This window comes from Pedobacter lusitanus, assembly GCF_040026395.1.
In the GTDB taxonomy this organism is placed as follows: Bacteria; Bacteroidota; Bacteroidia; order Sphingobacteriales; family Sphingobacteriaceae; genus Pedobacter; species Pedobacter lusitanus.
On sequence record NZ_CP157278.1, the window covers coordinates 652,257 to 674,573 of the forward strand.

Here is a 22,317-nt window from a genome sequence, read left to right on the forward strand (position 1 = left end):
TAGTTGTTTAGCTATGAATTTCATCAATTTCAAAATATTTCCGGAAAATTTTGAAAGCCTATTCTAACATTCTCTTCTACCTTCACTTCTATTATCAATTGAACCTAAATTTTCAATCATTGAACTATGAATAAAACTTTCAGCCTGTTTCTTGCTGCATCTTTTTATGCCTTAACCAGTTTTTCTAACCCCGTCTCAGGCGACGATTCTTTACAATGGTTAAAAAAAACCAGAAACGTAATAGCTTATCAATTAGATAAAGCTGCCGGCAATTATATCCCCGGTAACAATCCCCGTTCTATCAATCCTGATGGCAAAGTAAGGCTGGCTCCCTATAAAGACTGGACAACAGGTTTTTTTCCTGGTTCTCTGTGGTACGGATACGAACTTACCGGAGATAAAAAACTGGCTGAGCAGGCTAAGCGCTTTACACTGGCACTGGATTCTGTAAGGTATATCACCAATACTCATGATTTGGGATTTATGTTATACTGTTCTTACGGTAATGCTTACCGGATCACCGGTGATCAGATCTATTTGCCACCACTTGCAGATGGCGCTCATCATCTCTTTGACAGATTTAATCCTAAAGTCGGTGTGATCAGATCCTGGGATTTTGGAAAGTGGCACTATCCGGTAATTATTGATAATATGATGAATCTGGAATATCTGTATTGGGCAGCAAAAGAATTCAATGAACCTGCATATGTGCTTGCAGCAAGTGATCACGCCCTGACCACAATGAAAAATCACTACAGAAAAGATTATAGTTCTTATCATTTGGTTGATTACGATCCCGTCACAGGAAAGACACTGCGTAAGGTTACTCATCAGGGACTTACTAATGAATCAGCCTGGGCACGCGGACAAGCCTGGGGTCTGTATGGTTATACCATGTGTTATAGCAATACCAGTAAACAAACATTTTTAGCTCAGGCAGAACATATAGCTTTTTTTATCATGAACCATCCCCGTATGCCAAAGGATAAAATTCCTGTGTGGGATTTTGATGTACATAATGCTCTTGATGCTGAAGAGCGGGCACCAAGAGATGCTTCGGCTGCGGCTATTATTGCATCAGCCTTGCTTAATCTGAGTACTCAGGTAAAAGATGGCAGGAAATATTTTGACTATGCAGAGGAGATTCTTAAATCTTTATCTTCGGATGCTTATCTGGCTAAACCTGGCGAAAATGGCTTTTTTATCCTGAAACATAGTGTAGGAGCTTTTCTCTATAATTCAGAAATTGACACCCCACTGGATTATGCCGACTATTATTACCTGGAAGCACTGAAACGTTATATAGCTATCAAAAAAATAAACCTTTCTAAAATTTAGCGATTCTTTAAGCAAATGAACCAGAAAAAGAACTTCATCCTCGTCATTTTAATGCTGTGCTCCTGCAGTATATATGCCCGGAACATAGTTATTATTAAAAAAGACTTTGATTATATAAATTTGACACTGCCTGGAATGGAAAAAACAAATCAGTTGTTTTTAGCAGAAAAATATCAGGCAGCAGCTGTTGAACTTTTGAAATATTATCGCAACCGGGTTAACATCAGACATCTGGATTTCAATATCGATGACAGGCAGAAATATGCTGGTAAAAAGTTAGCAAAAGATGTTATGGAAATGGCAGATAATGCTTTGCTTCATCAACTCAAACCACATAAGAGTTATCCTTATTTTGATTACGGCAAAACGATTGACTGGCAAAAGGCTCCTGTTCCGGATGCGCTTATCAGAACCTTTTTACACCGGACTAATTGGTGGCAGCAGATGGGTTTAGCTTACTGGAGTACCGGAGACGAAAAATATGCCAGTGAGTGGGTGTTTCAGCTCCGTGACTGGATTAAAAGCAACCAGATGGGTGCTTATAAGGATGACAAAGAATATGCGTGGAAAGCATTTGTAGTATCATTCAGACTCAATAACTGGTCTGGATATTTCAATATGTTTATCAATTCGCCAAATTTTACACCCGAATTCTTAATGGAGTTTCTTAATTCATATCATCAACAGGCAGAATATGTTAAATCCAACTATACAGACATTGGAAATCACCGCCTGTTTGAAGCTCTGCATCTCTTGTGTGCGGGGAGCAGTTTCCCCGAATTAAAGGGATCTCAGAGCTGGAGAAAAAGTGGTATTGAGGTGTTAAATCAGGAAATAACGAAACAGGTATACCCTGACGGAATGCAGTATGAATTATCTACTTCATATCATATAGGTACTATTAATATTTTTTTAAATGCACTCAAAATTGCGCAGCTCGCTAAGCTGGGAAATGAGTTTCCTGAAAGTTACCGGGCTTTAGTAGAAAAAATGGTAATGGCAGTGATCAATTTCTCCTTTCCTGACTATACTTTCCCCTTGTATGGTGATTCCTTTTTAACCAATAAAAATATCATGCTAAAAAACTATGATAACTGGTCGCAGTTATTTCCGCATAACAAATATATCAGATATTTTTCGACAGATACAAAATCTGGGACCGTACTACCCTATTTATCTCAGTCTTTACCTGTAGCCGGCTTCTATACTTTTAGAAGCGGATGGGACAGAAATTCAACTGTAATGGTTTTAAAAGCAAGTCCACCTGCATTTTTCCATGCTCATCCCGATAATGGTACTTTTGAACTTTGGGTTAAAGGCCGCAATTTCACTCCGGATGCCGGAAGTTATGTTTACAATGATGACTCTAAAATCAATAATAAAAAAGCGTGGTACAGATCTACAAGGGTACACCAAACCTTAACTTTGAATAATCAGAACATGATGATTACTAAGGCTGCTGCAGAGAAATGGGAAACGGGCAAAGATCTTGATATACTTTCCTATAATAATCCCAGTTATGAAGGTCTGCAGCATCAGCGCAGTGTATTATTTATTGATAAAACTTATTTTCTGATCATTGACAGAGCTATAGGACCTGCTATGGGAACATTAGGAATTCATTATGCTCTAAAAGAAGATAGCAACCCGATTTACAACCAAAAACAGAATAGCGTAACGACCAGTTACACTGATGGTAACAACCTTTTAGTTCAGCTATTAAATAAGGACAGCATCAATTTAAGACAGGAAGAAAGTTTCGTATCTTATCAATATCAGAAAGAAATAAAAAGACCTGCTTTTGTTTTTGAAAAATTTAAGGGTAATAATCAAACAGAGTGTTTTATTTCTGTTTTATATCCTTACAGCAATACTGCTGCTCCAAAAATAAAAATTAAAGAAAATGATTATCATGATCCGGCCAATGGTAAGATTGATATGATCATTACCATTGACGGAAAGACCAGACTTATCAAGCAGGATCTAAACAAATAACAACATGCAGTTAAAAAAATGTATCATTCTATGTATCCTGCTGGGTTCTGCCCTACTGATAAAAGCGCAGGAAAGAACCATTACCAGACAAGATTTTGAAGACATTAATCTTACATATCCCGGACTGGAAAAAACCAATGCACTATTTCTGGCTGGCAAATATGATGACGCAGCCAGACAATTGCTATCTTATTATCGTGGACGCAAAACCATAACACATCCTGAGTTTAATTTATCTGACGAAGCGGATTTTATAGGCAAATCTATTGGTACGGCTAATCTGGAAAAGGCAAATAATGCTCTGGAGCATAAATTTCAGCCTCATAAGGGTTATGGATTTTTTGATTATGGGAAAGATATCAACTGGCAACTATGGCCTGTAAAAGACAATGAAGTACGATGGCAATTACACCGTGTATACTGGTGGCAATCCATGGGACTGGCTTATCGTAGTAACGGTGATGAAAAGTATGCCAAAGAATGGATATATCAGTTTCGCGACTGGGTCACAAAAAACCCGTTAGGGCTGTCAAATGATAATGACAGGTATGCCTGGCGCCCACTGGAAGTATCAGAACGGGTACAAAGTCTGCCTGGTACTTTTAAACTATTTGTGAATTCACCTAATTTCAGTCCTGTCTTTCTACTTGACTTTTTACAAAGCTATCATCAGCAGGCAAACTACATCCCTTTGCATTATTCAGAATTAGGTAATCATCTTTTATTTGAAGCTCAACGGGTATTGTTTGCAGGTTCATTCTTTCCTGAATTTAATGATGCAGCTTCATGGAGAAAAAGTGGTATTACTGTTTTAAATAATGAGATTAAAAAGCAGGTATATGCTGATGGAATGCAGTTTGAATTATCACCAACCTATCATGTTGCTGCGATAGACATTTTCTTAAAGGCTTATAATGCAGCAAAGATGGCCGGAGTGGAAAACGAGTTCCCTCAAAGCTTTAGTAAAACTATCGAAAATATGATCATGGCTACGATAAATATATCTTTCCCGGATTATAATAACCCCATGTTTGGCGATTCATGGTTAATCGATAAAAAAGCAAGAATTAAGCAATTTGAAAACTGGTCCAAAGCTTTCCCTGACAATCGAATCATTAAATATTTTGCTTCTGAAGGGAAAGAAGGAGAACTTCCGTCCTATTTATCACATGGTTTGACAACTGCAGGTTTTTATACTTTCAGAAATGGCTGGAATAATCAATCCACAGTAATGATACTTAAGGCAAGTCCTCCCGGAGAATTTCATGCCCAGCCTGATAATGGTACTTTTGAGCTTTGGGTAAAAGGACGTGATTTCACACCGGACGGTGGTGTTTACGTCTATAGCGGCGATACTGAAATCAATAAACTAAGAGAAGAGTACCGTCAGACTAAAGTACATCAGACTTTAACCCTCAACAATAAAAATATGGTGATCACAAAAGCACTGTTAAATAAATGGGAAACCGGAAAAAACCTTGACCGGTTAACTTATACCAATCCCAGCTATCCGAACCTGAATCATCAGCGCACTATACTTTTTATCAACCAAAAATATTTTTTGATTATTGATAAAGCATTTGGCAAAGCAACAGGAAACCTCGGTATACATTTCCAGCTTAAAGAGGATAGTAAACCGGTTTTTGATCAGATTAAAAACATAATATATACGACTTATACCGATGGAAATAACCTTTTAATACAGTCCTTAAACAAGGATAAGATTAACCTTAATGAAGAAAAAGGCAAAGTATCTTATGCATACAGAAAAGAAGAACCAAGACCTGCATTTGTATTTGAAAAATCGAAAAAAGACGGCGATACACAAAAGTTTATAACTGTGATGTTTCCATACGAGGGTAAGCGTATACCGGAGATCAGCATTGCTGAGAATCCTGGTAATGATTTTGACAAGGGCAATATTGATATTGATATTACTATTAATGGGAAAAAGCAGGAAATAAAAACAATTCTTAATCCATAAAATTAATCAATCATTATTCCTAAAAAAAGACCTATGAAAAATCCAATCAGAAACCAGGGACAGTATATCGCCCTTGCGGTAGTACTCTTAATAAGCTGCAGTAAAAAGGATCTCATTACCGAACAAAATGGATTGCAGAGCAACACACTGAAAACTACTTTACCAGTCGGACTGTCTCCCTCTACTCATAATGGAGATACACTGCTGTATATAAATTATGAATCCGGCTCGCTCAATTCGGGTATTTCGGGTCTGAATACCACAAATGCGAGTGCACCAGACGCTTCCTATCTGGTTCCTGTAGCACATTCAGGAAATTATGCAATCGCTCATAAAGTAACTATTGGTGACAATGGGTATTTCTCTGATAATAACTGGCGCAGTGAAAGTGCGACGGCTCAGCTGACTGCAGGAAAATACTTAAGAGGAGACGAACGTCGTTATGAATTCAGTTTATTATTAAAAGACTGGAAAACATATGTACCGGGTATGTCTCAAGCCGGAGATATCATTTTCCAGGGTAAACTGGGCGGTGGCGGCAATCCGGCATGGTACTTCATGACCAAGCGAAATGCTATTGTTTTCAGAATGCCTAACAATGATCGTCAGGAAACTATTATTCCAGATTTCACCAGCTACATTAACCAATGGCTCGACTTCAGAGTAGATGTAAAGTGGGTTGATGGGCCAACAGGTTACTATAAGGTTTATAAAAAGTTACCGGGAGAAGCAGATTATACTTTGATATGGCACATTGAAAATTTCCATACCTTTTTGCCTGATAATCCAAATGCGGTTTCTGGTTATAATAAGTGGGGACTTTATCGTCCTGGCCAGTCTCTGGCTAATGGAGACGTAGCAACACGTATTATTTATCATGATGATATCAGGATTATTCAGCTTCCCTTATAATAAAATGGGTGTATACTTTACCGTTTAATTTTTTCGCTGCTTTTTTCCTTTAGCTTTTGTTCCAGATATAACAGGAGGTGCTGGCGGCCAGACTGCAGTAGGTGTAACAACATGATCTACCGGAGTCACGTCAGCATCACTTTCAGGTTTAAAATAAGCATCATCTTCTTTGATAATCAACACACTATCAAACATACCCTTTGATTTAACCAAATGATAAGTTACCTGATTACCTAAGGAGTCTCGTCTCACAAGAGTATCTGGCAAACCCGTCCCGGTTTTGAAATAATCTTTATAATTATCTATATTAAAATTTGCCGGTAATTCTTCTCTCCGGCCAAAAGAGACCCCTTTTCTACCATCAGCTTCAATCATTAGTGTACTATCTTTTAATGAAGCTTCGATGGTAAATGCAGGAATCTCTGCCTCTCCATTATAAAACAGCATAAATTCATTCCATTCGGAAGCTGGAGTAATTTCATAAACTTTAACCTTGTCGTTTAACTCTGAACTCATATTGGCAGATTTTGATAAGAAAAACGTAGTTACAGGTTTGGAGATCACATTCAACTGGTCTGTATGACTAAACGTAGTCTGATCTTGCAGATGAAGAAGTTTGAAACTACCAGGATCAAAAGTATCTGTAAAACTGAAAACCACACTGGTATTTTGTGCGTATTCTTTAAAGATGAAAAGCTTGCCCTTCTTTAGCGTATTACTGTGCCGGCCATAAACTATAAAAGGCTCCATTGCGACCTTTTTCTCCAACAACCGGATCTTATCGCCATTAACTGTCCATTGTCCGGAAATCAGCTTATCTACTGCACCATAACTCAGCGAAAATATAAAATGACCATCTGGTAACAGGAGGAGTTCCTGAGCCAATTCGGGTTTAGAGCCATTGTATCTTCCAATAAAATTACTTTTTTGGGCGTATGTATTAATCGTCAGTATTAACAGAAAACACACTAAACTTTCCTTTTTCATCTATTGGTACTTGAGTTATTTGATCAAATATAATACGTTTTAGCAAATTTATATTTACCGGCATTGTTCCAAAGATATTAAGCCTGTGCAGAAACCAGGAGATCAAATTGTTTTAAATGATGCTTGAAATGTTTGGAGTGCCATATAATCCATTCATCATAGTTCATAGGTCCAAATCCGCCATGTATAGCCATTGAACCCGGCTTTCTAAAATACTGGTCAAAATCAGCCAGTTCAATTATCAATTGATGAATAGCCGTACTTAAATCAGGATAAATCAGCTTATCGGAAATCTCTCCAAACATTACGTTCCGTGGTATTTCCAGGTCAGTATAAATATTAGCCTGTTTTGCCAGCAGAGCCTGTTCCTCGGGAACTTCACAATAAGGTATTTTCTTGCCATTGGTATACTGCACCTGGTCTATCAGATGTTCAACCATTTGCTGTGGCCTCATTTTCCCCCAGACAGGTACTGAATTAGCATTCAATTGGAAGAATAGTGAAGCTAAATGCTTACGATTGGAAGTCTCGACCAATTGTTGAGAATTAAACTGTGTAACAGCGCTATTTACAATTTCCATCTTTGTTATGTTTTGTTTTTCAATTTCTTATTAAAGTTGTGAGAAAAACAGCTATAAAGCAATCACAATCAAGCCATTTTTGCGGGGCATTTAGGTCATAATTAAACAATGGGTTTTTATAATCCAGAAGGCATATGATTTTTGATCATTTGTCCGATCATCAACTTATCCAAAAACGGCTTTCCCTTCTGACAAGATTCTGGATAATATACCACATAATAACAATATCACTATTGAGATTGCTCCAATGATCAATATGTTTTCAAAAAGTACAAATCTCTGGAATGTTCCGGATGATTGAAAGTCAGCCTCGTTATACTTTTCCTGATTTAGCAGTTGTAAAACTGTTTTTGTTTTGAGATAGAAATATGTGCCTGCTGCAAAAAACACACTGCCAACGATAAAATGAATTAAGAAATATTCAGGACCAAGAACAGAGCTTCCAATAATTAAAAAGCATAACACTATCCATAAGATTGAATTTACATAAGAGAGCCATTTATAGTATTTCATATACGTCAAACGCTTTTTATCCTTAAATGTATCTTTCCGGTATAAAAATTCTTTTAGGATAGACAATTATCCTGATGGCATTGATCAGGATAATTGTCTCCCACTTCATCTTGATACCATCATGCTGAAGCTGGAATATTTAAACTTATCAGATCCTGGCTAAGAGACGATTGATCCTGAACATATGATTATAGGTATCATAGCTTACAAGATCCTGATCTGTCTTAAAATTAGCGTCTATAATATCAAAAGCGGCCTGTTCTTTGAACGTTCTTTTAAGATTATCTATAGTGAGCGGATAAACTTCACCGTCCACTCCTTCACTATAATAATAGCTCAAAAGAGGTTTGAAACCAGTTTGTTTATCACCGGGCCGTTGAAATTCGTAAATCACCAGGCTTCTATTTTCGAGTATCCTGTATTTAGCGTCATGCTTTTTATAAAATCTGTAATCACTACCTTTTTTATCTCTGTATCCATAAATACTATCCTTTGAGAATTTGTAGTTTTTGCCATTATGATTCAGTGTCAGTGTTTTTCCTCCGAAAAAATCATTTAACTGGAATTTATTTTTAGTCGTCTGATCACCGGCCAAATGCAATTGATTGTGTTTATAATCAGCTGCTGTAAGATAAATACCACTTTCAGGATCGTTGGTAATTGTATTCAAGGTGGTTGCCTGTGCATAAGTTTTTGATAAAAATAAAGCGAACAGGACTATAAAAAACTTTAAAGTTCTCATTTTTTTAATGTTTAATATCAGTAGAAAAATACTAGCTAAAATGTAGATAACAATAGTAGAAACACAATTAAATAATTGTGAGCCGAGGATCAGATACGATAGGTGCAGTTAAGAATATAAACAGGAATATTCCCGGTTATTGGTGGTGCATTGCCTGGATGAACAGCAGTTAAATACTCTGCAGTCACAGGAATCAGCCCCTGATAGAGCGTAATGAAATTCAGTAAAAACTGGCTTTTAAGACATTTCGCCGGACTGGCAGATTGAGCTGAAAGAATATGACTTCCCTTTATATTTCTGAATTGATTTTCACAGCACCTGCCCTTTTCACTACTTTCACTGTGCTGTTCGTTTATACTTTGTTCCAGATCAAGCGATACTGAACTCAGCTGTCCACAGCAGTAAAATTGTTTTACACTCAAACCAAAACTGGCAGTTGTATAAAGGAGTATGAGCAATATGGACAGTGCTTTTTTCATGTGCACAGCAAAAATATTGAAATTTCATCAAATACAGATGATATAGTCCCGGTTAAAATTCACTTAATTACCTCTGGGTGACCATATAACTAATTGATCTACACTCAGGATCCTTAATTATTAAAGCCGCATTAAGGTTATCAATTGAATACTCCCTCTCAATTTACCTTCCTTTTCAATGCTCATTTTGGGACTACTGTCCACGAGGTTATAGGTATATTTATAATTAAGATCCTAACCTTAAAATCATCTAATTATGAAAGCTTCTCTTATCCGATTGCCATTTATAGTAGCTATGATGACAATTATTATTTTTCTTATCTATTCCTGTAATCAAACTAAAAGTTATGATGAACGAAACACTACGCCTTCTGCGATTAAAGTTTCAAAAGGAATCAATTTCGTATCTCCTAATGGTGATATTGTTGCTAATGATCGGGTAACCTTCGAAAAAAAGGTGCTGGCAATATTTGATAACAAACTACCCGCTGGATTTGAAATCACAAATATCATTTACACGAGGGTAAAAAAAGGCTATGTAGCAACTATACAGTATAAAACTAATAGTAGCAGTAAAAATAGTTTTATTATGACTAATTATGATAAAATTAAGTACCCTCAAAATTCCCTGAATAAGAAAAGCTCTACAGCTGATTCTTTTGAAACCTCTTTCAGTTGTAGCGGCCCATGTGGTTGTTCACCTCAGGTAGTGAGTGTTGGGGATACACTTTCCGCAACCTGTAGTTGCTCTCCATGTACACTTACTATAAACTAGACTTTTTTAAGATTTCGACCTGCAGAGCCCGATAACAATAATTAAAGAGATCTGAATAATCAGTTTTTGGAGGTGGTTTCCTCTGAAAACTGATTTTTTCTTTAGCATCGAAAACTCTTTATCTAAAAACAGCTTCTCTCGCTGTTAACATGAATCATAACTTTCAATGGCAAGGTCACTGCTAAGATTACTCCGATTCAAAAATATATTTCCTCTGTAATGTTATCTGGGACATATTTCTTCGATTCAGGAGGTCTACGGTTTCCCGTAAAAAAAACATTCACATCCTGTATACTTTTGATAAGTGAAATACCTGAAAGGTATAATAACACCAATTTAACTATATAAACCAATAGATATAATATTCGGGTAAATGATAATGTCAATCTCTATTTCAACATCATATATAAACAAATAATCCTAAACAAAATGGCTTGGAGTTTCCGTAAAAGAATAAAAATCATTCCCGGAGTTCATTTGAACTTAAGTAAAAGTGGTATATCAACCTCCATTGGAGTTAAGGGGGCAAGTATGACCTTTGGTAAATCTGGAGTATATCTGAATACCGGCATACCCGTATTAGATATTTACAACAGACAAAAACTTTTTGAACAGGATATTCCTCCTGTACCTCATTTATACAACGAATATAACCCGGTTGAACTCACTGATAATATCTTTAGTGCAGATATTCATGAAATAACCAGCCAGAATATGCAAGGTGTAAAAGAAGCAATTATGCTCGCACATCATCAGAAAAATGAACTGGGAAATGATTTATTGAAGATTAAGGCAACACTAGGGACTACACGACTGAAACGTATTCTGAGTTACATTTTTATTTACGGACTAATAAAAAAGACTATTCCTGAAAACTTAAAAATGGATATCGAAGCACAACAAGAGGCTATCAGACAAACAAAAGAAGCAATTGACAACTGCTATGTAAACTTAGATGTTGATTTTGACCCTGAAATTAAGGAAAAATATAATCAGCTGGTAAATGCCTTCAGAAAATTAACTGCCTGCCATAAAATATGGGATGTAACAAGTGCCCATTTTCAAGATAGAGTTGCAGCACGTTCATCAGCAAGTACAATCGTTAACAAAAGAAATGTTAGGTTCGCCCTCAGTTCAATCAGTCACCTGAAATCCAATTTTGAGACACTTTACTTTCAAAATGCTAATGGAGCGGATCTATACTTCTACCCTGGCTTTATCATCATGTATTCAAATAAGTCAGATTTTGCAATTATAGGAATTGATGAAATTAATCTTGAACGGGGTTCTGTACGATTTACAGAAACAGGGTCTGTTCCTCCCGACTCAAAGATAATTGATCATACATGGGCCAAAGTCAACAAAAATGGTACTCCGGACAAAAGGTTTAAAGATAATTATCAAATCCCGATAGTCAAATATGGTGAGATCAGATTATCAACCAATACGGGATTAAATGAAGAATATGAATTTAGCAATTATGAATTCACGGAAGAGTTTGGTAAGGTCTTTAATGAGTATCAAACAACAATTAAACGGTTAAATGTTTTTAATCTAAGCAACACAGGTAGTTAACATGAAATTATATCGGAGATATACCCTTATGGGACAATCACATCAAGATCAGGAGTTTGCCCCAAACAAACATGGATCTTATGGCGCTTTATTATTTGATAAAAGATGGAAAGATAAGAGGTCCATAATTTTAACAAGAGATCTTAATCAATGCGTAATCTGTGGGCTGACAGACAACCTTCAGGTGCACCATCGGCAATATCATTATTTAACTGCCTTAAAGAAATTTAAAGCGCCCTGGCAATATTCAGATAAAACATTGATCACCCTGTGCAATTCCTGCCATCAAAGGGGCCATTCTAAATTCAAAGTACCCATCATTAAAATATAAAATATGTTTAATTTTTTACGAAAAAAAGAGGCTGAGACAATGCCTGCAAATCTGGTTTTACCAGATGAACCAACTAACAGGTTCTCTAATACTATAGATATTCCTGAGAATGTTTTCATTGAAAATGATAAAGACCTGCCAGTAGATAATGAAGGTCAGAAAATTGAAAACAACATTGAATTATTATTTGATTTTCTGGATAAAAATCATGAGACCAAAGGATACGAAGATGCTTTGATGAATCCGGATATTAGCCATCTGGAACATAATGTTCTGGCGTTAAAGAATCAGTTGGAGAGAACGATCAGAAGAGTCAAAACTTTTTACGAAGATTTTATAAAGGAAATTGACTTTCACATTGATAGCAGAGCAAGAAGCGGAATGGTCGATGTCGTGGATGAGCTTAAAATGAAGAAAAGTATCGCAGAGAGCCATGTTCAGAAAGTCTTGGATATCGAAGAAGAAGCCCAGCACAATAAAGGAGATAGTCAGGGCATGATTATCAGTTATACCCGTGGTTTTATGAACGGGCTTTCAGCTATCTCTCATCATACTATATTAAACAGATTTTAAAATGAGAAAACTTCAAATCTGGTGGCTTAAACTTTGTTGCTTTTTAACTGGCTACAATTTTTATATCCTGTCTAATTGCAGCGAAGTCTCCACAAGAAAAGTAAAAAAATATGCATCGGCATTATTAATTGTCACAACGGTCTGGGCTTTTGTAGGTTATTCTTTTTGTGACCGGTATATCAAACTTGGTATCACGGGCAGCGTCCTGGGTTCAGTTATAGCAGTACTGATAATTGTTCAGATTGAAAGGCAGATTTTGCTTGCGGACAAAACTAACCGTTCTCTTAAATTAACTCGTTTAGGACTTGCCATATTAATGTCTATTGTTGGTTCATTGATTATTGATCAGATTATATTTAAAGATGATATAGAAAAATATAAGATTGCCGAAAATCAGAAGCAGGTAGATTTATTAATGCCTGGAAGAACGAAAGAAATAAGTGCTCAGATTACAGCTTTAAATATGACACTGGCAAATAAGGAAAACGAAAGAAAACAACTATTGGAGGATATCAATAAAAATCCTACTACAGAAATTGTACAAACAACTGTAAATCCGGTTCCAGAAACCAGTACCACAAAAGACAGCACAAGAACATTGACCCGTACAAGATATAAGCAGGTTGTTTCTAAAACAATAACATCAGTTCCGAACCCGAAAATACAGCGGCTCCAGCCCCTGGATAGTACAATCACAAATCTCAATAATCAGAGAATAAGTAAAGAGAATACTCTTCTTAGTCTTAAATCTGATCTGGAAGAGGAAATAAATCGAAAAATTGGTTTTCTGGATGAATTAAACGTTATGTCGAACATACTTAAACAATCATCAATTGCACTAATCGTGTATACCATATGGTTGCTTTTTCTGCTCATTTTGGAACTATTAATACTGATCGGTAAGGCAAATGATACTGATTCAGATTACGACAAAACCATCCAGAAGCAAATGGCTATACACTTTAGAAAGATAGAATTATTATAACTAAACAGAATATAAATGAAAAAACATCAACTCTCATTAATCACAATTTTATTACTACCACTTAGCACCTTTGCACAGAGTTCATATACTAGTGAGAACATCATATTTGGAATTATAGTAATAATTATTATTGCTTTTCTATTCTCTCTTGCAATAAGAGAAGTCTTGACCTGGTATTGGAAAATCAATGATTTATTAAAAAATCAGGTCACACAAATCAGATTGCAAACAGAAACAAACAACTTACTTTCTAAACAGCTTACATTAACAAAATCACAAGCTGAATTAATTATTGAACCAGAGAAAACAACTGCCGAAATAAACAATAATTAACTCGTTTTTTTAATCATTCAATAGGCAATGTGCTCCTGGTTTATTAATTATACAGTAGCAAATTGCCTTTTCTGTTTGATCTTTTTTCCTTTTGTATGTAATCAATTATATCTGACTTTACCACCACATTTTATTGATCAATAGTTTATTAAATTAATCCTGATATGGACGACACAAAAAAGTGTCTGCTCCCTTCTTCTTAAAGACCAGGAACAGACGATTAAAGATAATGACCGCTATTGCTGCAAATCTAAGTTAACTTGATTTTTGCCTCGTCCAGTTTCATTACAACCTCATTCAAAATTTCAGCATGTTTATACAAATCATCAACAGACTCCAATTCATGCCTGATTTCCTTCTTGTTTTCGTCCAGTACGGCTAGATATTTTTTATTATTCAGATATAAACGGCATATGGTTTTACGGTTATTGTCATCTAATAGAATAGCAAAATAGGAAAGTGCATCTCTGTAAGTAATTCTTTTCGGATCTACAGTTTCTCTGAGAATGGATTTTACGACAAAGAATCCTTCGATCTCTTCTTCGGTAGTAACAATTCCGGATTCAGGATCATTACTAATAATTTCTTCGGTTTTAATAGTCTCTGCTACGCCTTTATCCTTTTCCTGGTTAAGTGCAGATTTCAATCGCTCACTGATTGCATCGCTGATTAGTTGATTAAAAGAACGTTTGATAATTGGCGCAAATTGTTCTTTAACCTTAACCGTGATTACCTTTGGATATACCTGTTTAGTAAAGAAAGTGATGAAACCATCCGAGGGGTCAGCAATCTCTTTATGCAAGAGGCTTTTTAGTTCATTCAGATATTTTAGCTCACTGGCGGTATTGGTTATGTTCTCTACATCAAAATATGACTTGTGGAATTTCTTTAATTCCGCAACTTCAGCATCTTTAATTTCAGTCAATTTGAATTCGAAGAATGGAGTGCCATCCATTTTGTTTTTTTCAACCAGATCTGTATAAAAGCGATATACTAATCCATTAGTCAGCAAACCAAATTTAGCTTTTGTAGTATGAAAATATCTAAACAGCTGAGAGTTATGGGGATCTAAGTTTTCCAGATGATGCTTACATTCGATTAATATTGTCGGCTCACTATCTTTCATAATTGCATAATCAACCTTCTCTCCTTTTTTAATACCCAAATCAGCAATATATTCAGGATTAACCTCAAAAGGGTTAAAGACATCATACCCCATAATCTGGATGAATGGCATGACCAAAGCATTTTTTGTCGCTTCTTCTGTTTGTATTTGAGGTAACATCTTCTCGACACGAGATGCTAACTGTATAATCTGATCTTTAAAATCCATTTGATTTTTATTTAGTAATTAATAATTCTTGTATTGAGAATCCGGCAGGACAACGATCAATGTTCCCAACCGCATAAAGTCCTACCTTTAATTCTGGCCTGCTCTATTGTTACTTTGAGGATTCTATGCTGGCAATTCCTTAAACCCCTGCAATTAGAAGAATAATGGTATCTTGCTGCAGTACTACTATCACAGATATAAACTATGCCCGAGTCTGTACACGTAAAACCGCTGAAAAAGAGAAACGCTGATAATAAAATTATCTTCATAACTGTATTATTTAATTATTGAACTGATCAAAAATATACAGCACAGAGGTCTTATCCTTACGGGAACCCGTAAACTGATAGGTGGTTTTTATCAAAAAAGGAGATTACTCCACATACAACAACCATGTTGAACCTGGAATAACCTCCCTTATCATTTTAATATTATTGTACTTCAGATATATACTTCTGCTATCGTGTATGACAGTCTTCCGAGCATATTTTACAGCCATCAGCTGTCGGGTAATACCATTTTGCTGCTATAACTGCGTCGGTACAGTTATAAAATTCACCTAAATATCTTCGGTTCTGCAAAATGGGCAGATATGTGCAGGACTCATTGTGAACCTCATGATCACCACTACGCTGTGCTTTTTCGTTTACGTAAAATCGCTTTTTCATTTCTATAATATTTTAATAGTTTAACTACCCAAAAGTATTAGAGATACCGATTGCTTCCTTACGTGAAACCGTAACGTACTAAATTATTCCCATATCTTTACAATAGGCAATTAATTGTTCATTGTTGGAAAACCCCAATACTTCTTTAATCAGATTAAAACGTTTTTCAACACTACTCAAACCTGACGGTTTGATATTGTTTTGCTGTAAATAGACTGGAATTTCCTTTTGCTTTACTCCTCCTGAAAGCAAGGAAATAATGGTAATATCGTAATCGGTTAATTCATAAGAATTTTTCTCTTTGATAGTCTGTTTTAAATCGACAGAAATGTACTTCCCACCTTTGGAGATAATATCTATAGCACGCTTAAGATCTTTTGCATCATTACGTGCTTTACGCACATAAGCATTTATAGCTAAATCCTTAAAAAGAGTATCAATGACAGCAGGCTTGTTCTCTGCAGAGAAAACAATTATTTTCAGATCCGGCTGCAGATTTCTTACAGCATTTATCAATGCTGTACCTCCAGATATTTTTTGCTTGTTATGATCTTCTTCAAATGAAAGATCAGTAAGGAGTAAGTCATAAGGATCATTAGTATTAAGGGCCTTTTGTATTCGCGCTAATGCGTCATCGCAATAAAATACATAATGGGCATCTAATATCCCCAGATCTGCCAACGTCTTCTGTACAGAGATATTGGAGCTTTCGTGGTCTTCAGCAATTAATATTTTTTTGAACATCATTTATCTATCAGTTTAAGAAACAGGAAATGAAATCTGAACTTTCAATCCTTTTTCGGCTTTTATGCCAAAGTTAATTTCTCCATGAATGCTTTTTATACGGGTTCCCGTATTCGTAAGCCCATTTTTAAATTGTTCTTCTTCTGCTATACCAATCCCATTATCTGAATAATAGATGTTTATGCAATTATTCGTTTGTTCAAACTTAACCGCAACATTACTTGCCTTACTATGTTTACTCATGTTAACCATAAGTTCCTGAAGGATATGCTCAATCTCGATTTTAATCTGTATGCTCACTTTTAACCATAAGTCTGCAGTATTACCCACTAGTACAATTCTGATAGTTTCTGTAGCAAAAGACCTGAGTAAATCTGATAGCTTAACATGGAAATTCTGGTCTGTAAATCCGAGTTCCTCATATGATATATCCCGGGATTTTTCATACATATTTTCTAATTTATCCAGTATAGAATTCCGATCTAAACTTTCCTGATTTTCGATTTCCGTCATTACCCGATATAATCCGTTCGCAACTACATCATGTACTTTTTTTGATGTTTTCAGCTTATTTTCACGAACGGTATTCTGAGCTTCCATTTCAAGTCTCTGCTTTCTTTTCTTATACCAGATAATACTGATCCCTGAGCCTCCGATAAGCAATAAAAAAGTACTGAAAAGCAGAATTCTTTGTTTGATAATCTGGTATTTTTTCTCTGTATTATCTTTCTGAAGTTTTAAATTATCAGACTTATTCTTTTCCACTTCATAACGGATAAGTGCAAATTGATTTTTGGCACTGTTACGTGCAAATTTTAAACTATCATCCAATTTCTGATAGGTTTTAAAATAAGCTTTGGTTTCTACAGGAGGACTAAGCTGTATTAACTTTCTCAAAGCGTCTATCTGATCATCAGGGCTTTTTATTTCTTTTGTTACCTGGTACCATCGGTGAGCATAAATCAATGCGGAATCAGGTCGTATAGTTGTATAGTAGTCAGTAAGGTGAGAATAGCTCGCATTTTGCCCCCAGATATCGTTTTGTTTTTTACGAATATCCAATGCTTTTAAAAAGTAAGGAGCAGCCTTATAGTCAGGATTCTGAAGCCATTTTGTTTTGGTTACATTGGAGAGTGCCCTTGCATATTCTTTCTGACTTTCCCCCGTACCGGTGATAATTTCATTATAAATCTTAATAGCCTGTGCATATTTTTTTGTCTTCTGATATACCAAAGCCTTATTATTTAAAATCATTAAATTAAAAACTTTGTTATTAGAGTATTTTTCTGCTTTATCGTAATATTCTATTGCCAGGTCAAAATTTTTAAAGTTTTGAACGTTTAATCCCAATTCATTATAATCAGAAGATAAACAGTTGAAATGTTTCTCCTTTTTATCATTCAAAAATTTTAAGGAGATCATCAGACTTTCCTGTGCGCCAAAATAATCACCAGCATTAGATTCTATAACAGCCATTTGATTATAAGCTATAGCTATTTCTAAACTATCCCTGGAATTTGCAGCAACCTTATTAAAATAATAAAAAGCTGAATCACTGTTCTTGCTCAGAAAGGATTCAGCTTTATCAAAATAGGTATCCTTAACTAAAGGAATGGGATTATGCTTTTTATTACAAGCAATAATACTTAATGTAAAAACTATGAGAATAATTGTTCTTTTCAAAGTTGAGAGGCTTTGCTCAAATATAAATAAATTAAGGCAGTAAAAACTGCCTTAATTTATGAGCTAAGGTCTTCCCGGCGGAATATGTGCTCCTTCACCTCCTGTATCGTCCATTTCGCTTTGCGCTGAAACTGTAATATTATCGTTAGTACTGTGCGTAGTAGTGGTAGTATGTCCAGGGCATGCCAATCCCAATAAAAAGGCAAATATTAATTCTAACATGATTCAAAAATTTAAAAATGAAATACTTCGTAGTTCTCCGCGAAACCTATCGCGGAGGCTGCTACAACTGAATTAAGAAGCGCTTCTTAAATTTTTGGGAAGTGTGAGAATCAATTGCGGGAGCTAATAACTGCTTCCCAAACCGGATATTAACTCCCGCTCTTTCATCTCTTTTAGAAATCAGTTTTGTACATTTACTGCGATAGCGAATCGAAGCTTTAATTGATTTCTGAGACAAATGTAATGGGACATAAAACCCTATCTATCAAAGTATTCCGATCATTCCGATCATTCTGAATGAATTCCGGAAATGCTTATGGGATTCCGTAAATTCCGCTTATTTTTATTCAATAATTTTGGAAAATGTTTGAAGATTATAAAGAAAAGGTAATTCTTACCTATCAGGAAAAGAGGGACGCCGGCGCCATTTCTGTTAATTTGCTGCGCCCGTCTCCGGGGAAAATAAAAGATGAATGTCTTATTGTTTATCAAGAGAGGTGCTCAAAGAAAGACGAAAGGGCATTCAGGTTATTTTTTGGTCCAAAAGATCATATAACTGATTATGGTCAAAGTATCAGTAAATTAGAGATTGATAAATTCAGACCGTTAATGAACTTCATGAACAGAAGAACAAATGTTACTGAAGATAAGAACATTGAACTCCTTGCCTGGCTGATAGACTTTGAGCCACGACCATATCAGATCTGGAATAACTTTAAGGGGGATCCAACAACGTTGACCGCTTCGGAAATCATCAATGAGCCTGCAACAGCCGTGGACAATAACTTTCAACCATTCACATCTCTGTATAGACCAGAAGACACTGAAGACAAAGAGACTAAAGTTCATATAGCCGGTATTTCAACAACAGAAACCGAAATTAAAGAAGAGACAGAGACAACTAATCACGAAATTCAATCTCTTTTTGAAAACCAGGGCGTATCGCATAAAAAAGGTTCGAAGATCAGAAAGACTATTACTTCTTTTATGATTATTCTGGCAGCAAGCGGTGGAACCTATCAGTTGGCAAGTTTACAAAATCAGGAATGTATGTATTGGACGGGCGACCATTACAAGCGTATCTCCTGTAATCAAAAGGTCAAGGATGCAACTGTGCTTGCACTAGATACCGCAAAAGCTGCTCATTTAAGAAAAATTACGCAGCCGGATACGCTTACGCAGAGTTCTGTAGGTAAAGTATGGTATACAAAAATAGATGGCGAATTAGAATTTTATACTGCAGATGGCTATCATCCGATGTATAATGATGTAAGATTAAAGCCAATTACAGTTTACATGTTAAATAAATACATACTCCGGAAATAATATAGTATACTAACCCATCTGTTTCCATTTCACGAATAATTTGTTTCAAAAGAATCAGTGGAAATTGCAAGATCCATACATCCTATTGCTTTTCGGGCACAGGTAACAAGGTCTTGATAACTTTTAACTAATTCGTTCATTTACCACTAAGAAAAGCGGGTTTTGTATTTTTGTAATTAATTGCAGCTGTTGTTCCTGCTGTAACATCTATCGTAACGCCACTTATTTTTCCTGCCATATCTGAGCCTAAAAAAACAGCAGTATTTGCAATATCCTGCATTAATGGTAATTGATTGAGCATGGTATCATCCACAATTTTCTGCAGGAAAGATTTAGCTTCATCACTTCCGGTAACTATAAGTTCTTTAAACGGACGTGAATCTGGAGAACCAGCCGACCTGATATTAACAACCCTCACACCAAATGAACCAAGTTCTGCTGCCAGGTCCCTTGAAAGACTCTCTATTGCACAACATAGTGGACCAAAACCGCCAACCATCGCATATCCAATCCCGCCCGGAGTTGCTGTTAAGGAAAGTATTACTCCCGATTTTTGATTTTTCATAATTCTACCTGCTGCTGTCATAGTCAGAAATTGAGTATGCATCGCATCATGAACAGGTGAAATAAAATCTTTGAGAGACATCTCGATTAATGGAATGTTCTGCACATTTTTAATTCCTATTAAATTGAAAGATATGTCAACAGTGCCGGCCTTGTCATGAACAAATTCAATGTGTTTTCTGATAGACTCCTCGTCCATGGCATCAACAATTCCAGCATCAGCTTTACCGCCTGCTGCAATAATTTGGTCAGCAACCTGCCTGGCAATCGTTAAATTTTTGTTGGTTACAAAAACAGTTGCGCCAGCTGTGGCCAGGGATTGGGCAACAGCTCCTCCCAGGGAAGAGCCTGCTCCATAAACAATTGCATTTTTATTTTGAAGTATCATAATTATAATTTGCTGAGATATTATTCAATATAAAGCTATGTGTAAGCTCATTGTAAATACGGGTGTAAAACAGACAATATCAGGTGGAGAATGTGACAAAACCGGAGATGTATCACATGGAGCATTATCTAAGAAAAGACAGTATGAAAGAAATTGTTTTAGCGATCAAAAAATAAATAATAAAGGGTATTTTTGAGTACGAAAAAGAAGTTATGAAGAAAATAGGATTTTTATCGTTCGGGCATTGGTCTGACCATCATGCCTATAAGACCCGTACTGCGAGTGATACATTGCTTCAATCTATAGATCTGGCTGTCGCTGCCGAAGAAATTGGTTTAGATGGCGCCTATTTTCGTGTGCATCATTTTGCAGCTCAGTTAGCCTCGCCATTTCCTTTACTTTCGGCAATCGGCGCCAAAACAAGCAAAATAGAGATTGGAACAGGGGTAATTGATATGCGTTATGAAAATCCGCTTTATATGGTGGAAGATGCCGGAGCTGCGGATTTAATTTCAGAGGGTCGATTGCAATTGGGAATCAGCAGAGGTTCGCCGGAACAGGTAATTGATGGGTGGCGCTATTTTGGATATGAACCCGCTGAAGGAGAAACTGATGCAGACATGGGACGCCGTAAAGCGATGGAATTCCTGGATAAATTAAAAGGCGTTGGATTTGCCCAGCCTAATCCATACCCAATGTTTCCGAATCCACCAGGCCTGCTACGTCTGGAACCATATTCGAAAGGACTGCGAGAACGCATCTGGTGGGGAGCTGCTTCCAACGCTACTGCTGTTTGGGCTGCCGAAAACGGAATGTATCTTCAAAGTTCTACTTTGAAGCAAGATGAAAGTGGCAAACCTTTTCATATACAGCAAGCTGAGCAGATCAGATTGTATAAAGATGCCTGGAAAAAAGCAGGACACAGTCGCGAACCGAGGATTTCGGTAAGCCGGTCTATTTTCGCATTGGTAAACGATCAGGATCGCTATTTCTTTGGTGAAGAAACTAACCGGGTTGATAAAATCGGAATGATTGAATCGGACAAACGTGCCATTTTTGGTAGAAGCTATGCCGCAGAGCCAGATCAACTTATAAAGGAGTTAGCTGAAGATGAAGCTATTCAAGAGGCAGACACGATTCTTTTAACAATACCCAATACATTAGGGGTTGATTATAATGTACATGTACTTTCTTCTATTTTGGAGCATGTCGCCCCCGGATTGGGTTGGCGCTAAACCATTAGTTAAGTGCTGTAATATCCTTATAGCACTTAACTAAATCAAGGA

General features: G+C 36.3%; 21 protein-coding genes. 11 read left to right on the plus strand and 10 right to left on the minus strand.

The genetic code is table 11. The features are described from left to right. The first annotated feature begins 126 nt into the window (after positions 1-126). The 4 genes from PL_RS02965 to PL_RS02980 are packed head-to-tail and all read left to right on the plus strand — an operon-like array spanning position 127 to position 6,229. Positions 127-1,338, plus strand: a complete 1,212-nt coding sequence (locus PL_RS02965) for a glycoside hydrolase family 88 protein (protein ID WP_041885932.1) — start codon at positions 127-129, stop codon at positions 1,336-1,338. A gap of 15 nt (positions 1,339-1,353) precedes the next feature. Then, positions 1,354-3,333, plus strand: a complete 1,980-nt coding sequence (hepC, locus tag PL_RS02970; protein ID WP_348620949.1) for a heparin-sulfate lyase HepC — start codon at positions 1,354-1,356, stop codon at positions 3,331-3,333. Between the two features lie 4 nt (positions 3,334-3,337). After that, positions 3,338-5,317 (plus strand): heparin-sulfate lyase HepC, encoded by a 1,980-nt coding sequence (gene hepC / locus PL_RS02975; RefSeq protein WP_041885930.1) that lies wholly within the window; start codon positions 3,338-3,340, stop codon positions 5,315-5,317. Between the two features lie 33 nt (positions 5,318-5,350). Then, a complete protein-coding gene (locus tag PL_RS02980; RefSeq protein WP_052496554.1) occupies positions 5,351-6,229 on the plus strand; it encodes a heparin lyase I family protein in 879 nt (292 codons plus the stop codon). Between the two features lie 24 nt (positions 6,230-6,253). On the opposite strand, the gene PL_RS02985 is transcribed toward PL_RS02980, so the two are convergent. From PL_RS02985 to PL_RS03005, 5 genes are all read right to left on the minus strand, one after another. Next, positions 6,254-7,216, minus strand: a complete 963-nt coding sequence (locus PL_RS02985; RefSeq protein WP_041885927.1) for a hypothetical protein — start codon at positions 7,214-7,216, stop codon at positions 6,254-6,256. 77 nt (positions 7,217-7,293) lie between these two features. Then, positions 7,294-7,797, minus strand: a complete 504-nt coding sequence (locus PL_RS02990; protein ID WP_041885925.1) for a DUF1569 domain-containing protein — start codon at positions 7,795-7,797, stop codon at positions 7,294-7,296. Between the two features lie 165 nt (positions 7,798-7,962). Continuing rightward, complete coding sequence (locus tag PL_RS02995) at positions 7,963-8,310, minus strand: hypothetical protein (protein WP_041885922.1); 348 nt, start codon at positions 8,308-8,310, stop codon at positions 7,963-7,965. Between the two features lie 148 nt (positions 8,311-8,458). Continuing rightward, positions 8,459-9,052, minus strand: coding sequence for a hypothetical protein (locus PL_RS03000; protein ID WP_348620951.1), 594 nt, complete (start codon positions 9,050-9,052; stop codon positions 8,459-8,461). Positions 9,053-9,141: 89 nt separating this feature from the next. Beyond that, positions 9,142-9,531, minus strand: a complete 390-nt coding sequence (locus PL_RS03005) for an HYC_CC_PP family protein (RefSeq protein ID WP_041878715.1) — start codon at positions 9,529-9,531, stop codon at positions 9,142-9,144. A 256-nt stretch (positions 9,532-9,787) separates the two neighbouring features. Between PL_RS03005 and PL_RS03010 the strand changes: the two genes are divergently transcribed. The 5 genes from PL_RS03010 to PL_RS03030 all read left to right on the plus strand — a co-directional run bounded on the left by PL_RS03010 (position 9,788) and on the right by PL_RS03030 (position 14,103). Continuing rightward, positions 9,788-10,306, plus strand: a complete 519-nt coding sequence (locus PL_RS03010; RefSeq protein WP_041878717.1) for a hypothetical protein — start codon at positions 9,788-9,790, stop codon at positions 10,304-10,306. A 429-nt stretch (positions 10,307-10,735) separates the two neighbouring features. Beyond that, positions 10,736-11,881 carry a DUF4236 domain-containing protein gene (locus tag PL_RS03015; protein ID WP_041878719.1) on the plus strand — a complete coding sequence of 382 codons (1,146 nt, stop codon included), beginning with the start codon at positions 10,736-10,738 and terminating at the stop codon, positions 11,879-11,881. A gap of 334 nt (positions 11,882-12,215) precedes the next feature. After that, positions 12,216-12,785: a hypothetical protein gene (locus tag PL_RS03020; RefSeq protein WP_041878721.1), complete on the plus strand. Its 570-nt coding sequence runs from the start codon at positions 12,216-12,218 to the stop codon at positions 12,783-12,785. A gap of 1 nt (position 12,786) precedes the next feature. Further along, positions 12,787-13,770 (plus strand): DUF4407 domain-containing protein, encoded by a 984-nt coding sequence (locus tag PL_RS03025; protein ID WP_041878723.1) that lies wholly within the window; start codon positions 12,787-12,789, stop codon positions 13,768-13,770. 15 nt (positions 13,771-13,785) lie between these two features. Beyond that, a complete protein-coding gene (locus PL_RS03030; protein WP_041878725.1) occupies positions 13,786-14,103 on the plus strand; it encodes a hypothetical protein in 318 nt (105 codons plus the stop codon). 250 nt (positions 14,104-14,353) lie between these two features. On the opposite strand, the gene PL_RS03035 is transcribed toward PL_RS03030, so the two are convergent. From PL_RS03035 to PL_RS03050, 4 genes are all read right to left on the minus strand, one after another. After that, complete coding sequence (locus PL_RS03035; RefSeq protein WP_348620954.1) at positions 14,354-15,436, minus strand: type I restriction endonuclease; 1,083 nt, start codon at positions 15,434-15,436, stop codon at positions 14,354-14,356. A 746-nt stretch (positions 15,437-16,182) separates the two neighbouring features. Further along, on the minus strand, positions 16,183-16,851 hold the full coding sequence (locus PL_RS03040; protein ID WP_235324443.1) for a response regulator: 669 nt from the start codon (positions 16,849-16,851) through the stop codon (positions 16,183-16,185). A gap of 12 nt (positions 16,852-16,863) precedes the next feature. After that, positions 16,864-18,531, minus strand: a complete 1,668-nt coding sequence (locus PL_RS03045) for a tetratricopeptide repeat-containing sensor histidine kinase (protein ID WP_041878731.1) — start codon at positions 18,529-18,531, stop codon at positions 16,864-16,866. A 63-nt stretch (positions 18,532-18,594) separates the two neighbouring features. Beyond that, positions 18,595-18,753, minus strand: coding sequence for a hypothetical protein (locus PL_RS03050; RefSeq protein ID WP_160292066.1), 159 nt, complete (start codon positions 18,751-18,753; stop codon positions 18,595-18,597). Between the two features lie 363 nt (positions 18,754-19,116). On the opposite strand from PL_RS03050, the gene PL_RS03055 reads away from it, so the two are divergent. Continuing rightward, a complete protein-coding gene (locus PL_RS03055; protein WP_041878733.1) occupies positions 19,117-20,079 on the plus strand; it encodes a hypothetical protein in 963 nt (320 codons plus the stop codon). Positions 20,080-20,215: 136 nt separating this feature from the next. Here PL_RS03055 and PL_RS03060 read toward each other — a convergent pair whose 3' ends face one another. Further along, on the minus strand, positions 20,216-21,031 hold the full coding sequence (locus PL_RS03060; RefSeq protein ID WP_041878735.1) for an SDR family NAD(P)-dependent oxidoreductase: 816 nt from the start codon (positions 21,029-21,031) through the stop codon (positions 20,216-20,218). Between the two features lie 212 nt (positions 21,032-21,243). Between PL_RS03060 and PL_RS03065 the strand changes: the two genes are divergently transcribed. Then, on the plus strand, positions 21,244-22,266 hold the full coding sequence (locus tag PL_RS03065; protein ID WP_041878737.1) for an LLM class flavin-dependent oxidoreductase: 1,023 nt from the start codon (positions 21,244-21,246) through the stop codon (positions 22,264-22,266). The last annotated feature ends 51 nt before the right edge of the window (positions 22,267-22,317 follow it).